The 884-nt window shown below is 62.7% G+C and carries 1 protein-coding gene; it reads left to right on the forward strand.

From position 1 onward, the window contains the following. Nucleotides 1–559, forward strand: a 559-nt coding sequence (locus NW837_RS15555; protein ID WP_414332582.1) for a hypothetical protein, incomplete at its 5' end; no start/stop codon positions are given. Nucleotides 560–884: the final 325 nt, after the last annotated feature.

Raw genomic sequence — 884 nt, forward strand, 5'->3', positions numbered from 1 at the left:
CAATCTCGGCTACAACTATGCCTACCTCTCGCCTGTCGGCTGCTACGATCGCTGTGGGGACTTCCTGTATGGGTGGCGCAACAACCCTACGCACGAGGCGCGTATCAAGATGCCCGCGAACACAATTCTATTTGTGGACAGCATCTGGTATCGCGATCCAGCGACGGGTCAGCCGATTGGCGGCGGCAACTGGGTGATTATGCCCCCGTGCCGATTCTGGCGCAATCCCAGCACGGGTCAGTCGGTGGACACCTTCACGATGCTGTATACCCCCAGTCGCGCGACGCGCTGGTATAGCTACGGCATTTACTGTGGCTGCTCCGACTGGCAAGGTGCGGGCTGGCTGTTGCAACAAGCGCGGGGCTGGTGCCGCTGGTTGGAGCTGGGCGGCACATGGCCGTGGCATCGCCGCGAACGCATGGTCGTCGCCTTCGCCGATGGACACACCAAAGCCTTCACGCCCAGCCAGCTGACCGTTGGCTGCGACCCGCGCCCCTGCATGAACGGTTTCATCCTCGACCCCGAGAAGTATATGTGGGACATGGATGACTATTACTGATGCACACCCAGCGAGGCGGCATGCCATGCGGAAAGAGAACAAACCGATACTGGTCGTGGCGTTGGTAGTGGTGATTGCACTGGCGATTGGGCTGGCTGTGTGGCAATACACGCGCGGTCAGTCTACGGGCGAGATTCCTGCGAGCGCGTACCCGCAGCCTGTGCAAGGGCAGCCAACGGTGGAGGAGGTCGGTCCACCGCCCGATGTCGTGCCCGCAGGCACGCCTGACAGCGCACCTACCCCGCCGCCGATGAAAGGACGCTGAGCCGAAAGTGTCCGCGCCACTCGTGGCTGCATGCACGGCGACAGGGCAGGCAAGCCGTGC

It is taken from the genome of Synechococcus sp. R6-10 (assembly GCF_047461815.1).
Taxonomy (GTDB): Bacteria; Cyanobacteriota; Cyanobacteriia; order Thermostichales; family Thermostichaceae; genus Thermostichus.